This window comes from Nonomuraea sp. NPDC052265, from assembly GCF_044547985.1.
In the GTDB taxonomy this organism is placed as follows: Bacteria; Actinomycetota; Actinomycetes; order Streptosporangiales; family Streptosporangiaceae; genus Nonomuraea.
This window is the reverse complement of the sequence record NZ_JBIUBJ010000004.1, coordinates 258,503-271,974: the sequence shown is the minus strand read 5'-3', so window position 1 is coordinate 271,974 and position 13,472 is coordinate 258,503. Positions and strand designations below refer to the sequence as shown.

Sequence of the window (13,472 nt, the reverse complement as noted above, 5' to 3'; positions counted from 1 at the left end):
CCTCTAGTGTCGGAAGGGATGGATCTCGAAACCTTCGCCCCCGGTTCGGGCCGTCTCGAACCCCGCGCGGCACTCCGCTCCGACGCCCCCGCCCTCGACCTCGACGGCCTGTGGCGCTTCCGCCTCTCACCCGTGGCCGACGTCCCCGACGACTTCGCCCGGCCCGGCTTCGACGACTCCGCGTGGGACGAGCTGCCGGTGCCCGCCCACTGGCCCCTGCACGGCCACGGCGCCCCCGCCTACACCAACGTCTCCTACCCCTTCCCCGTGGACCCGCCGCACCTCCCCGGCGAGAACCCGACCGGCGACTACCGGCGTGCCTTCGACCTGCCCCACGGCTGGAGCGGCGGCAGGCTGCGGTTCGAGGGCGTCGACTCCTTCGCCAGGGTCTGGCTGAACGGCCACGAGCTTGGCTTCTCCACCGGCAGCAGGCTGCCCGTCGAGTTCGACGCGGGGCCGTGGCTGCGTCCGGGACGCAACGTGCTGGCCGTGCGCGTGCACCAGTGGTCGGCCGCGAGCTACCTGGAGGACCAGGACATGTGGTGGCTGCCCGGCATCTTCCGGGACGTCACCCTCACCCGGTCGGCCGCCGACGTGTTCGTGCACGCCTCCCACGACGGCCGGCTGAGCTTCGAGGCCGCCGAGGGCCGGCTGAGCGTCCCCGAGCTCGGCGTACGGGACCTGGAACCCGGCGTCGAGATCACCGTCGCGGCCGAGCCGTGGACCGCCGAGACGCCCCGCCTGTACGAGGCCGTCCTCACCACCCCGCACGAGACCGTACGGCTGCGCGTCGGCTTCCGCACCGTCTCCGTCGAGGACGGCGTGCTCCTGGCCAACGGCCGCCCGCTGCTGCTCAAGGGCGTCAACCGGCACGAGTTCCACCCCGACCACGGCCGCGCGGTCCCGTACGAGACCATGCGCGAGGACGTGCTGCTGATGAAGCGGCACAACGTCAACGCCGTCAGGACCAGCCACTACCCGCCGCACCCCGACTTCCTGGACCTGTGCGACGAACTGGGCCTGTGGGTCATCGACGAATGCGACCTGGAGACGCACGGCTTCGGCCAGGTCGGCTGGCGCCGCAACCCCACCGACGACCCGCGCTGGGCCGACGCCCTGCTCGACCGCATGCGCCGCATGGTCGAACGGGACAAGAACCACCCCAGCGTCATCATGTGGTCGCTCGGCAACGAGGCGGGCGTCGGCCGCAACCTGGCCGTCATGGCCGGCTGGACGCGCGAGCGCGACCCGTCCAGGCCCCTGCACTACGAGGGCGACCGGTCGTGCGCCCACACCGACGTCTACTCCCGCATGTACGCCACCCACGCCGAGGTCGAGGCCATCGGCCGCGGCGAGGAGGAGCCGCTCGACGACCCCGTCCTGGACGCGCGGCGGCGCGCGATGCCGTTCCTGCAGTGCGAGTACGCCCACGCCATGGGCAACGGGCCCGGCGGCCTGGCCGAGTACCAGGAGCTGTTCGAGCGCTTCCCGAGGCTGGCGGGCGGGTTCGTGTGGGAGTGGATCGACCACGGCCTGACCCACCCCCGCCACGAGTACGCCTACGGCGGCGACTACGGGGAGCCCGTGCACGACGGCAACTTCGTCATCGACGGGCTCGTGTTCCCCGACCGCACGCCCTCCCCGGGCCTGCTGGACCTGAAGAAGGTGTTCGAGCCGGTACGGTTCGCGTTCGGCGACGGCGTGGTGCGGGTGGACAACCGGCACGACTTCCGCGACCTGGCCCACCTCGCCTTCTCGGCCGTCGTCGAGGAGGACGGGAACCCGGTCGCGCGGTTCCCGCTGGAGGTGCCCCCGTCCGGCGGCGAGGTGAAGCTGCCCGTCCCGCCCCCGCCCGCGGAAGGCACGGGGGAACACTGGCTCACGATCCGCGCGACCCTGGCCGCCGACCAGCCCTGGGCCTCCGCGGGCCACGAACTCGCCTGGTCCCAGACCCTCCTGCGGGCCCCCGCCCCGGCCACCCGGCGCGGGCCTGTCCGCAGGCCCACCTCCGCCTCCCGCGAAGGGGCGGCCGAGGGGCGGCTGGTGCTGGGCGGCGGCGAGTTCGACGCGCGTACCGGCCGGCCGGCACGCCTGTTCGGCCTCGACGTCGAAGGCCCGCGCCTCGACCTCTACCGCGCCCCCACCGACAACGACCGCCACGGCGGCCTGGGCCGCACCTGGCGGCGACTCGGCCTGCACCGCCTCACCCACCGCGTGGACGGTGTGGAGATCGGCGCCGGCCTCACCGTCCGGACCAGGGTCGCGCCCGCGGCCACCGACCTCGGCATGCGCGTCACCTGGACCTGGACCGCGACGTCCGGCGACACCCTGGATTTGACCGTGGACGTCGAGCCCGAGGGCGAGTGGCCCGGCCCGATCCCGCGCCTGGGCGTCCACCTGGCGCTGCCCGGCGAGATCGCGCACGTCACCTGGTTCGGCCGGGGGCCGGGGGAGGCCTACCCCGACACCGGCATGGCCGCCCGCGTGGGCCGCTGGAGCGCCACGATCGACGACCTCCAGACGCCCTACGTCTACCCGCAGGAGAACGGGCACCGCGCCGACGTGCGGTGGGCCGAGTTCGGCGGCCCGGCGGGCACGCCCGGGTTCCGGGTCGCGGGCGACCCGGTGTTCGGGCTGACCGCGCGCCGGTGGAGCACCGCCGAGCTGGAGGCCGCCCGCCACCGCCCCGACCTGGTGGCCGGGGACCGGGTGCACCTCCACCTGGACCTCGCCCAGCAGGGCATCGGCACCGCCACCTGCGGCCCCGGCACCCTGCCCCGGTACGACCTGCGCGCCGCCCCGGCCACCCTCCGCCTCCGCTTCACCCCGTCCTGACCCCACACGCGAGAGGCCGGGGCCCTCGGGACCCCGGCCTCGCCCCGCTCCCTCGTCCGGCCCTCAGCACGCCCGCGCAACGGATCATTCCGCCCGGGCCGGACGCCCTACAGCGGGATCCACTCCGTGGACGTCGTGACCTCCTCCAGCACGGACGGGATCGGCTCGACGCCGAGCCCCGGCCCCGTCGGCACCTGAAGATGGCCGTCCACCAGCTCGAACGGCTCGGTCACGTCGGTCGCGAAGTATCGGCGCGAGCCCGAGGTGTCGCCGGGCAGCGTGAACCCCGGCAGCGCCGCCAGCGCCACGTTCGCCGCCCGCCCGAGACCGGTCTCCAGCATGCCGCCGCACCACACCGCCACGCCGTTCGCCCGGCACAGGTCGTGGATGCGCCGGGCCTCCAGGTAGCCGCCGATCCGGCCCGGCTTGATGTTGATGATCGAGCACGAGCCGAGCGCGATGGCGGCCGCCGCGTGCTCGGCCGACTCGATGGACTCGTCCAGGCAGATCGGCGTCCGCAGCCGGCGGGCCAGGGCGGCGTGCTGGACGAGGTCGTCGTTGGCCAGCGGCTGTTCGATCAGCAGCAGGTCGAAGGCGTCGAGCCGGGCCAGCCGGCGGGCGTCGGACAGCGAGTACGCCGCGTTCGCGTCCACCTGGAGCAGCAGGTCGTCGCCGAAACGCTCGCGCACCGCACGCACCGGCTCGACGTCCCAGCCGGGCTCGATCTTCAGCTTGATGCGGACGTACCCCTCCTCGACGTAGCCCGCCACGGCGTCGAGGAGCCGCGGGATCGAGTCCATGATGCCCACCGACACCCCGCACGGCACCCGGTCGCGGGCCGCGCCCAGGAAGTGGCCGAACGACTCGCCGGACGCCCTGAGCTGCGCGTCCAGCACGGCGGTCTCCAGCGCGGCCTTGGCCATGCGGTGGCCCTTGATCGGTTCGAGGGCGCGGCCGACCCCGTACGCGTCCACGTTCTTCGGCAGGGCGGGCAGCAGGAACCGGCGGATCACCTCGGCGGCGCCGTCGACGTACTCGGAGGAGTAGAGCGGCTCGGACATGGCCACGCACTCGCCCCACCCCTCGGCGTCGGGGGTCACCACCCTGACCAGCAGGACGTCGCGGGCGGTCTCGGTGCCGAACGACGTGCGGAACGGCGACACCAGCGGCATCGCGATCCGGCGCAGCTCTACTCCGGTGATCTTCACACTCTCTCCAACTCGGTCGGCGCACAGGTGCTCCCTGGCGACCGTACGACATGCGGCGTCGCCGGGATTCGTGCCGGGCCACCAAAGGCGGGCGGTTCTTCGTCCCGAAGCCCCAGAGCCGTCCTGGAGCCCCACCGCACCCTCAGACGACGATCCCCGGTGTACGGGCGATCCGGATCCGGCACGGCGTGTCCTCGCTGAGCCGCACCGCCTCCAGCGGCACCGTGACCTCCGGCGTGCGGTACCGGCCGCCGGAGAACGCCGCCACCAGGCGGGCGCGCACGCACGCGGCCGGCATCTGGCCGTCGATCGAACTGGTGCCGTCACGCCCGAGCTCCGCCACACACGCGCCCGGCTGCGTGGCCAGCGCCAGGCCGGCGACCGTCGCCCCGGCCAGGGCCGAGACGTCGCGCCTGGTCCAGCCGTAGTGCCACATGCCGGCCGCCACCACGGGCGCGGCCGGGCAGGCGGGCTCGGTGATCACCACGTCGAGCCCCTGGAGCAGGGCGGCGGCGATCTGCTCGGCGCCCCGCAGGGCCCCGGGCGCGATCAGCAGCCCGGGCAGCTCCGGCAGCGGGCCACCGAGGGTGTAGATCAGCTTGATGCCGGTGGTGAAAGGACCCGGATCGCTGTCGTGCCATCCACAGGCGACGACGCCGACCGACGGGGCGGAGCCCAGCGTGCCGATCCGCAGCATAAGGAAATGACTACCCTGCGCGGCCCCCGATCACACACCGTCAACACCGTTCGGGACCGATCCGTGCTGGTCAGCGCAGGCTCCTGGCGTCGAGGGCGCGCAGCACCCGGGAGACCACCTGCGGGTCGGCCCGCGGGTCGCGGCGGGCGTCCAGCACGGCCTGCCGGGCCGCCGACATCATCTCCTCCTGCACCCGCCGGACCAGCCGCGCCCGCTGCGCCCGCTGCTCGAACGCCTCGCGCCGCTCGTCGTCGGCGGCCTCGGGGCTGATCCGCAGCCCGAGGTCCATCATGCGCCGGCCCAGCAGCTCGACCACCTCCTCGGGCAGGTCCTCGGCCTCGTCGATCTCCCGCAGCCGCCGCTTGGCCGCGTGGGCGGCCCGGATCGCCAGGCGCTTCTCCAGGTCGCGCTCGGCCGCCGTGTCGGCCTTGACGCCCAGCCGCGTCACCAGCCACGGCAGCGTCAGCCCCTGCACCACCAGCGTCACCAGGATGACCCCGAACGCGATGAACACGATCACCGGCCGCTGCGGGAACGGCCGCCCGTCGTGGATCCGCAGCGGGATGGCCAGCGCCAGCGCCACGGACGCCACGCCGCGCATGCCCGCCCACCACATCACGACGGTCTCGCGCCAGGTCATCGGCACCTCGGTGTCCTCGCGCCGCCCCTTCTTGGCCAGCCACGCCGCCGGCAGCAGCCACAGCAGCCGTACGCCCACGACGACGACCACCACGGCGGTGCTCCACCACAGCACCGCGCCCAGCCGCCCGTGGACCGTGCCGAACACGCTGTGCAGCTCCAGCCCGATCAGCCCGAACGCGATGCCCGTCACCAGCGTGTCCACCACCTGCCAGAACGTCGCCGAGGCGAAGCGGCCGAACACGTCGTCGGCGTCCGACATGCGGTCGCTGAGGTAGAAGGCGGTCGTCAGCACGGCCAGCACGCCCGACCCGCGCAGCTCGTCGGCCACCGCGTAGCTCACGAACGGCACCACCAGCGACAACCCCACCTGCAACGTCGCGTCGCCCAGCAGCGCCATCAGCCGCCCGGCCGCCCAGCCCAGCGCGAACCCCGCCGCCACGGCCACCACCGCCGACAACACGAACTCGCCCAGCGCGCCCGGCCAGGAGAACACGCCGGTGACGACCGCCGCCACCGCCACGTGGTAGAGCACGATCGCCGTCACGTCGCTGAACAGGCCCTCGCCCTCCAGCAGCGACACCATGCGCCGCGGCAGGCCCAGCCGCCCGGCCACCGCCGTGGCCGCCACCGGATCGGGCGGCGCGACCAGCGCGCCCAGCGCCACCGCCGCCGCCAGCGGCAGGCCGGGGACGAGCGCGTGCGCCGTGGCCGCCACGGCCGCCGTCGTCACGAACACCAGCGCCACGGCGAGCAGGAAGATCGGCTGCCAGTTCGCCGCGAACTGCCGCCACGACGTCCGCCGCACCGCCGCGTACAACAACGGCGGCAGCAGCAGCGGCAGCACGATGCCCGGCGGGATGTCCACGTTCGGCACGAACGGCAGCACCGCCAGCAGGATGCCCAGCAACGTCATCAGCACCGGCGCGGGCAGCCCCAGCCGCTCACCCAGCGGAACCGTGACCAGCGCGCCCAGCAGCACCAGCATGAGCAGCACGAACTGGTCCACGACGCCCCCCGGTGATCGTCGTCACCCAGCGTATGCGGGGGCGCCTCAGCGGTCGAGGACGTGCAGGGTGTGCGGGCTCGTGCCCAGCGGCACCGGCTCGGCGGCCGTGCAGGCCACCACGTCGGCCACCCGCGCGCCGAACAGATCGGGCACGTAGATGGCCGGTTCCAGGCAGAACGTCATCCCCGGGGCGAACACCGCCTCCTCGCCCGCCCGCGGCCCCTCGTCGTGACCGAGGCCCACCCCGCGGCCCACGTGCAGGGAGGCGAAGCGGCCGTACCCGCTGGCGTCGATCACCTCGTTCACCGTCCTGGCCAGCTCCGCGAACGGGACCGAGGGGCGCAGCGCCGACAGGGCCGCGCGGTGGGCGGCCAGCACCACCGAGTACATCGCCTCGTAGTCCTCCGGCGGCTCGGCCACGGCGAACACCCGGCCCACCTCGGCGCAGTAGCCGTCCCAGCGGCCGCACACCGACACCAGCAGTGCGTCACCCGGATTGATCACCCGCCCGCCCGGGACGTGTCCGGGCCGCGCGGTGTGCTCGCCCGCCGACACGCGCAGCGAGATCACCTCCTCGCAGCCCGACTCCAGCGCCAGCAGCCGCAGCCGGCGCGCCATCGCCCGCTCGGTCGCGCCGAACCAGGCCAGCTCGCCCGCCTGCGCCAGCACCGCCTCCGCCGCCGCGACCGCCCGGCCGAGCGCCGCCAGCTCGGCGGGGTCCTTGCGCAGCCGCAGCGGCGCCAGCACCGCCGAGGCGGGCACCAGCTCGGCGGCGATCGCCAGCCGGAACAGCTCGCCCGCCCGCATCTCCGGGTCCACGCCCACCCGGCGGGCGGAGGCGGGCACCAGCCCCGCCGGATCGCGGGTCTGGACGACCGTGTCGGCCGTCACCACGAGGAACACGCCCTCCCCGGCACCGCCGTCCGGCGAGGCACGGGCGGCGCTGAGGAAGCGGAAGTCCGGCGACGGCCGCAGCACCAGAACGTCGATGCCCTCCTCGGCCATCGCCCGCCGCACGGCCGCCACCCGCGCGGCGTGGCGCCGGCTCACGCCGGCTCGTGCAGCCAGCAGGCGACCGGCCCGAAGTCCGGCTCCTTCTCGCGGCACACCTCCATCACCAGCGGGCAACGCGGGTTGAACCGGCACCCGCCCGGCGGGTTCGCCGGATCCGGCACGTCTCCGGCCAGCTCGGCGGGCAGCACGCCCAGCCCGTCCGGCTTGGGGATGGCCCCCAGCAACGCCTTGGTGTACGGATGTTTCGGGTCGTCCCATACCTCGGCGGTATCGCCCACCTCGACGATCTTGCCGAGGTACATGACGGCGATCCGGTCGGCGATCAGCCGCACCACCGACAGGTCGTGGCTGATGAACAGCAGCCCGGCCCCGGAGTCCACCGCGAGGTCGCGCATCAGCCGGGCCACCTGCGCCTGCGCGGAGGCGTCCAGCGCCGAGATCGGCTCGTCGCCGATGAGCAGCCGCGGCCGGGCCGCCAGGGCCCTGGCGATCGCGATGCGCTGCCGCTGGCCGCCGGAGAACTCGTGCGGGTGCCGCGCCGCGAACGCGCGCGGCAGGCCCACCCGTTCCAGCAGGTCGGCCGGGTCGGTGCCGGTGTCGTCCGCGGTGCGCAGGCCGTCGGCGATCTGGTCGCCCACCCGGCGCCGCGGGTTCAGCGACGCGTACGGGTCCTGGAACACCATCTGGATCCCCGTCAGCTTCCTGCGCCGCAGGCCGAGCGGCGTGACCTGCCGCCCCTCGAACGCGATCGACCCGTGCGTGACCGGGTTCAGCCCGCAGACCGCCCGCGCCAGGGTGGACTTGCCGCACCCCGACTCGCCGACCAGGCCCACGACCTCGCCCGCCCGTACGGTCAGGCTCGCCCCCGCCACCGCCCGCACCACCGGACGCCCGGGGGAGCGGTGCTCGACGACCAGGTCCTCGATGTCCAGCATCAGCCCTCCACGTCCGAAGCAGAATCAGGCACAGAATCAGGCACAGAATCAGGCAGCGAGTCCAGCAGCGCGCGGGTGTAGGGGTGCTCGGGGTCGCGCAGCACCCGCCCGCGCGGCCCGGTCTCCACGACCAGGCCGTCCTTCATCACGCTCACCTCGTCCGCGACCGCCGACATCACGCCCAGGTCGTGCGTGACCAGCAGCACCGCCAGGCCCAGCTCGTCGCAGAGCCCGCGCAGCAGCCGCAGCACGCCCGCCTGCACGGTCACGTCCAGCGCCGTCGTCGGCTCGTCGGCGATCAGCACCTTCGGCGAGCAGGCCAGCGCGATCGCGATCGCGATGCGCTGCCGCATGCCGCCGGAGAACTGGTGCGGGAACCGCCCGTACGCCTCCTCGGCGCCCGGGATGCGCACCTTGCCCAGCAGCTCGACCGCCCGCGCCTTCGCCTCGGCCTTGCCCAGGCCCAGGTGGTGCCGCATGTGCTCGGTGAGCTGCCGGCCGATCGTGAGCATCGGGTGCAGGCTGGTCGCCGGGTCCTGGAACACCATGGCGACCTCGCCGCCGCGCACCCGGTTGAGCTCCTTGGGCGGCAGCGTCAGCAGGTCCCGCTCGCCGAGCCCGATCCGGCCCGAGACACGCGCGCCGTGCGGCAGCAGCCCCAGGACGGCCAGGCCCGTCATCGTCTTGCCCGACCCGCTCTCGCCGGCCAGGCCGTGCACGCGCCCGGCGGCCAGCTTCAGGTCGACGCCGCGCAGGATCTCCTTGCCGCGGATCGACACCTTCAGGTCGGTGATGTCCAGCGTCACAACGCACGCTCCTTGATCGCGCGGGCCGTCCGCGGGTCGAGCGCGTCCCGCAGCGTGTCGCCGAGGAAGTTGAACGCCAGCACCACGGTCAGGATCGCCAGGCCCGGGAACGTCGCCACCCACCAGCTGTCGAAGACCTCGACGCCGGAGGCCACCATCGCGCCCCACTCGGGCGAGGGCGGCTTGGCCCCCAGGCCCAGGAACGACAGGCCGGACAGCAGCAGCAGCGCCGTGCCGATGTCGAGCGTGGCCAGCACCAGGATCGGGCCGGTCACGTTCGGCAGCACGTCCACCCGCAGCGAACGCCACACCGAGAAGCCCAGCAGCCGCCCGCTCAGCACGAACTCCCGCTCGCGGACGCCCAGCACCAGGCCGCGGGTGACGCGGGCGTAGGCGGGCCAGGCCACCACCAGCACGGCCAGCACCGCGTTGCCCAGGCTCGCGCCCAGCGCCGCGGCCACCACCATGGCCAGGATCACGGTCGGGAAGGCGAACACCAGGTCCGCGATCCGCATGATCGTCTCGCCGACCCACTTGCCGAAGTACCCGGCGCACGCCCCCAGCAGGCCGCCGACCAGCACCGACAGCACGACCAGCAGCAACGTCAGCGGGATCGACACCCGCGCGCCGTACATGACGCGGCTCAGGATGTCGCGCCCGAGCTGGTCGGTGCCGAACCAGTGGCCGGGCCCCGGAGGAGCCAGCCGCGGCAGGTCCTGGGCCAGCGGGTCGTGCGGCGCCAGCCACGGCGCGGCCAGCGCGATCACCAGCCAGGCCACGGCCAGGACGGCGCCCGCGACGGCCAGCGGCTGCCGCCACGCCTCGGGCAGCCTGCCCAGCAGCCCCTTGCCTCTCATTGCAGCCTCACTCGGGGATCGATGACGCCGTACAGCACGTCCACGATCAGGTTGATGACCAGGTAGACCACGCCAACGACCAGGCCGACGCCCATCACGGCGGGCAGGTCGAGGCTGGTGGCGCTCTTGTAGGCGTACTGGCCGACACCGGGCCAGGCGAAGATCGCCTCGACCAGGACGGTGCCCGACAGCAGGCTGCCGAAGGCCAGACCGGCCACGGTGATGATCGGCACCAGCGCCGAACGCAGCACGTACCGGAACAGGATCACCCGGCCCGGCAGCCCCTTGGCGCGGGCCGCGCGGACGTAGTCCTGCCCCAGCACCTCCAGCACCGCCGAACGGGTGAAGCGGGTCAGCAGGCCGATCGTGTACAACGCCAGCACCAGCGCGGGCGTGATCAGATGGCCGACGGCGGAGGTGAAGATGTCCCACCGGCCCGCCAGCAGCGCGTCGACCGTCTGCAGCCCGGTCACCGCCGGCGCCGAGCCGAGCGCGGCGTCCACGCGCCCGCTGCCCGGCGTGATCTGCAGCCGGAAGAAGAACACGTAGAACGCCACCAGCGCCAGCCAGAACGTCGGCACCGAGATGCCGATCAGGCTGACCAGCCGCAGCACGTGGTCGGAGAGCCGGTCCCTGCGCAGCGCGGCGACCACGCCGAAGGCCACGCCCAGCACCAGCGAGATCAGGATCGCCGCGCCCGCCAGCTCCAGCGTCGCCGGGACGAACTCGGCCAGGTCCTGGCTGACCGGGCGGTGGCTCTGCTGGCTGGTGCCCAGGTCTCCCTGGACCAGGCCCTGCAGATAGATCGCGTACTGCTGCCACAGCGGCTTGTCCAGGCCGTGCTCGGACCGCCACTGCGCCACGATGGCCGGGTCGCCCAGCGCCCGCTGGCCCAGGTTGGCGGCCACGGGGTCGCCGGGCACCAGGTTGGTCAGCAGGAACGTGACGAGCGTGATGCCCCAGGCCAGCAACACGGCGATGAGGATGCGCCGGATGAGGAAGCGCGCCAGCGGATGCACCCCTCGCCGCCGCGTCACCGCGGCGGAGGCCCCGGCCGGGGGACCGGCGCCGGGGCGCGGCGGCGAGCCCGCCGCGCCCTGGTTGTCGGACACCTGCCGGTCTCCTTACTTCGCGCCGAGGTCGGCGACGTCCACGGTCCAGACCGGGTGGTACTCCACGCCCGTCACGGACGCGGCCGACACGATGTTCTGGCTCGGCTGGATCAGCGGCACGAACGGGCCGGAGGCGTTGAGCCTGGTCTGCAGGTCGGCGTAGGCCGTCTTGCGCGCCTCGTCGCCGATCGCGGTCGCGGCCTTGTCAGCGGCGGCCTCGATCTCCTTGGCCGTGCCTTCCTTCCAGCCGGCCCGCAGGCCCACGGTCTTGCCGGGCGCGAAGGCCAGGTAGTCGCTCGGGTCGGGGTAGTCCGGACCCCAGTACCACAGGCCCATCTCCTCCTTGCCGTTGCGGTAGTTGTCCAGCGCGGTCGTCACCGGCGCGGGCTGGAGGTCCACCGTGATGCCGACGTCCTTGAGGTTGGCCTGGATCCGCTCGGCCAGCGGCTGGAACGACAGGCCGTTGACGGTCAGCTCGCTCGGGAACTCCAGCTTGACGGTCGGGTTCGACACGCCGCTGGCCGCCAGGGCCGCCTTGGCGCCCTCGACGTCCCGCTTGGGGGCCTGCTCGGGCGGCAGCGCGCCGAGCAGCTGCGACGGGATGATGCCCGGCGCCTGCGTCGAGCCCTCGCCGGCCAGCTCCAGCAGGCCCGTGTAGTCCACGCCCTTACGCACGGCCTCGACGAACTTGGCGTTCGGCGTGGTCTTGCTGACGCCCGAGTCCTGGTTGGCCAGCAGGAAGATGACGTTCGCCGAGGCGGTCTTCTTGACCTGGAGGGTGGAGGGCATGTTGGTGACCTGGTCACCGGACAGGTTCAGCGCCACCTGGCTGTCGCCGCGCTGCACGTTGAGCTTCTGCGTGGCGGCCTCGACGTTGCGGATCACGACCTTGTCGTAGGCCGGCTTGGTGCCGTAGTACTTCGGGTTCGCCTTGAGCGTGACCTGGCTGCTCACGTTGAACGCCTCGATCGTGTACGGCCCCGACCCCGCCGAGGACGAGTTCAGGTACTGCTCGGCCTTGTCCTGGGCGTCGGCCGTCGCGCCGTGCTCCTTGGCGACCTTGCTGTTGAGGATGCCCAGCGCCGGGTTCGGCAGGATGTAGGGCAGCGCCGGGTTCGGCGCCTTCGACGTCAGCGTGATCGTCGAGTCGTCGGTCTTGGCCACCTCGACGCCGTCCAGCAGGAACGACGGGGTGCCCTTCATGTCACGCACGCGGTTGAGCGAGAACACCACGTCGTCGGCGGTGATCGGCGAGCCGTCGGCGAAGGTGGGGCCCTTCTTGAGCTTGAGCGTCAGCGTCTTGCCGTCCTCGCTCAGCTCGTAGGACTCGGCCAGCGCCGGGACCGGCTTGGTCACGTCGGAACCGTCGAAGGTCAGCAGCGTCTCGTAGACGGCCTTGCCGACGATGAGCCCGGTCGGCTCGTAGGTGCGGCCCGGGTCGGCCGTCTTGAGGTCGAAGGACGTGTCGATGACGAGCGTCTTCCCACCGCCACCGGAGGCCGCCGGGGTCTGCGAGGTGCCGCCGCTTCCGCAGGCGGCAAGGGCGAGCGCACCGGCGAGCAGCACTGCCGCCGTCTGCGAGCGTGTCGCCATGGGGTCCTCCAAATTGGACGTTCGGGAGAAGGATGTCGAGGATTGTCCGGCAGAACGTCCAGGTCATGTGCGGTCCGCGAGACGGATATAAATGGTCGAGGTGTAATGATGAGTGATATTTCCAGAAATGGTGCCAGCGGCAGCGGTCAACCTGGACGGATCGGCATCGGTCTCGAACTGGACGACGTCCATATGAAGATCCTTGAGGTCCTGCGCGAGAACGGCAGGATCTCGGTCGCCGCGCTGGCCGAACGGGTGGGCATCTCCCGCGCGAACGCCTACACGCGCTTCGAGGCGTTGCGCGCCGACGGCGCGATCAAGCGCTTCACCGCGGAGATCGACCACGTGCGGGCCGGGCTCGGCATCACTGCGCTGATCTTCGTGACCGTGCGCCAGCAGATGTGGAAGCAGTTCAGGGCCGAGCTGGCCCGGATGCCCGAGGTCGAGTACTGCGCGATCACCACCGGTCAGCACGACGCCATGATCCAGGTACGGGTCTCCGACGTGGCCGCCGTGCACACCATGGTGACCGACCGCCTGGCCAACATCCCGGCGGTCAAGGCCACCGAGACCGTGTTCATCCTGGACGAAGTGCTCAGGCGGCCGTACGTGCTGCCGTCCGACCGGGACGCCTCCCGTCCCGTCCGGCGGACGCCGCAGGAGACACAGGGAGACGTGCCGCTCGGCAAGATGCGGTTCGTCGGCGCCGCCGAGGGACGCGCCGCCCTGCGCAAGGACGATTAGCAGCCGGCCCCTCGCCAGGAGGC

At 73.0% G+C, this 13,472-nt stretch carries 12 protein-coding genes; 2 read left to right on the top strand and 10 right to left on the bottom strand.

Annotation, left to right across the window (positions count from 1 at the left end):
• Positions 1–18: 18 nt before the first annotated feature.
• A complete protein-coding gene (locus ACIHAD_RS14880) occupies positions 19–2,835 on the top strand; it encodes a glycoside hydrolase family 2 TIM barrel-domain containing protein (RefSeq protein WP_397354955.1) in 2,817 nt (938 codons plus the stop codon).
• Between the two features lie 107 nt (positions 2,836–2,942).
• Here the strand turns inward: ACIHAD_RS14880 and menC are convergent, their stop codons facing one another.
• From menC to ACIHAD_RS14830, 10 genes are all read right to left on the bottom strand, one after another.
• Positions 2,943–4,043, bottom strand: a complete 1,101-nt coding sequence (gene menC, locus ACIHAD_RS14875; RefSeq protein WP_397354954.1) for an o-succinylbenzoate synthase — start codon at positions 4,041–4,043, stop codon at positions 2,943–2,945.
• Positions 4,044–4,185: 142 nt separating this feature from the next.
• The gene (locus tag ACIHAD_RS14870; RefSeq protein ID WP_397354953.1) at positions 4,186–4,740 is read right to left on the bottom strand and encodes an acyclic terpene utilization AtuA family protein; all 555 of its coding nucleotides are present in this window, start codon (positions 4,738–4,740) and stop codon (positions 4,186–4,188) included.
• A 70-nt stretch (positions 4,741–4,810) separates the two neighbouring features.
• Positions 4,811–6,388, bottom strand: a complete 1,578-nt coding sequence (locus ACIHAD_RS14865; RefSeq protein ID WP_397354952.1) for a Na+/H+ antiporter — start codon at positions 6,386–6,388, stop codon at positions 4,811–4,813.
• 45 nt (positions 6,389–6,433) lie between these two features.
• Positions 6,434–7,438: a M24 family metallopeptidase gene (locus ACIHAD_RS14860; RefSeq protein WP_397354951.1), complete on the bottom strand. Its 1,005-nt coding sequence runs from the start codon at positions 7,436–7,438 to the stop codon at positions 6,434–6,436.
• Positions 7,435–8,337: an ABC transporter ATP-binding protein gene (locus ACIHAD_RS14855; protein WP_397354949.1), complete on the bottom strand. Its 903-nt coding sequence runs from the start codon at positions 8,335–8,337 to the stop codon at positions 7,435–7,437. Before ACIHAD_RS14855 ends, ACIHAD_RS14860 begins: the two co-directional genes overlap by 4 nt.
• Entirely contained in the window at positions 8,337–9,143 is an 807-nt protein-coding gene (locus ACIHAD_RS14850) for an ABC transporter ATP-binding protein (protein ID WP_397354948.1), read from the bottom strand. Before ACIHAD_RS14850 ends, ACIHAD_RS14855 begins: the two co-directional genes overlap by 1 nt.
• Positions 9,140–10,000 carry an ABC transporter permease gene (locus tag ACIHAD_RS14845; protein ID WP_352328927.1) on the bottom strand — a complete coding sequence of 287 codons (861 nt, stop codon included), beginning with the start codon at positions 9,998–10,000 and terminating at the stop codon, positions 9,140–9,142. Before ACIHAD_RS14845 ends, ACIHAD_RS14850 begins: the two co-directional genes overlap by 4 nt.
• Positions 9,997–11,112 carry an ABC transporter permease gene (locus ACIHAD_RS14840; RefSeq protein WP_397354947.1) on the bottom strand — a complete coding sequence of 372 codons (1,116 nt, stop codon included), beginning with the start codon at positions 11,110–11,112 and terminating at the stop codon, positions 9,997–9,999. The genes ACIHAD_RS14845 and ACIHAD_RS14840 overlap by 4 nt, the downstream gene beginning before the upstream one ends.
• Positions 11,113–11,124: 12 nt before the next feature.
• The gene (locus ACIHAD_RS14835) at positions 11,125–12,705 is read right to left on the bottom strand and encodes an ABC transporter substrate-binding protein (protein ID WP_397354946.1); all 1,581 of its coding nucleotides are present in this window, start codon (positions 12,703–12,705) and stop codon (positions 11,125–11,127) included.
• A 63-nt stretch (positions 12,706–12,768) separates the two neighbouring features.
• Complete coding sequence (locus ACIHAD_RS14830) at positions 12,769–12,897, bottom strand: hypothetical protein (RefSeq protein ID WP_352351038.1); 129 nt, start codon at positions 12,895–12,897, stop codon at positions 12,769–12,771.
• Between ACIHAD_RS14830 and ACIHAD_RS14825 the strand changes: the two genes are divergently transcribed.
• On the top strand, positions 12,898–13,449 hold the full coding sequence (locus tag ACIHAD_RS14825; protein ID WP_397354945.1) for an Lrp/AsnC family transcriptional regulator: 552 nt from the start codon (positions 12,898–12,900) through the stop codon (positions 13,447–13,449).
• The last annotated feature ends 23 nt before the right edge of the window (positions 13,450–13,472 follow it).

Coding starts and splice junctions, on each gene's coding strand:
- ACIHAD_RS14845 (WP_352328927.1), bottom strand. CDS start 10,000: ATGAGAGGCAAGGGGCTGCTGGGCAGGCTGCCCGAGGCGTGGCGGCAG.
- ACIHAD_RS14825 (WP_397354945.1), top strand. CDS start 12,898: ATGAAGATCCTTGAGGTCCTGCGCGAGAACGGCAGGATCTCGGTCGCC.
- ACIHAD_RS14830 (WP_352351038.1), bottom strand. CDS start 12,897: ATGGACGTCGTCCAGTTCGAGACCGATGCCGATCCGTCCAGGTTGACC.
- ACIHAD_RS14855 (WP_397354949.1), bottom strand. CDS start 8,337: ATGCTGGACATCGAGGACCTGGTCGTCGAGCACCGCTCCCCCGGGCGT.
- ACIHAD_RS14870 (WP_397354953.1), bottom strand. CDS start 4,740: ATGCTGCGGATCGGCACGCTGGGCTCCGCCCCGTCGGTCGGCGTCGTC.
- ACIHAD_RS14835 (WP_397354946.1), bottom strand. CDS start 12,705: ATGGCGACACGCTCGCAGACGGCGGCAGTGCTGCTCGCCGGTGCGCTC.
- ACIHAD_RS14880 (WP_397354955.1), top strand. CDS start 19: ATGGATCTCGAAACCTTCGCCCCCGGTTCGGGCCGTCTCGAACCCCGC.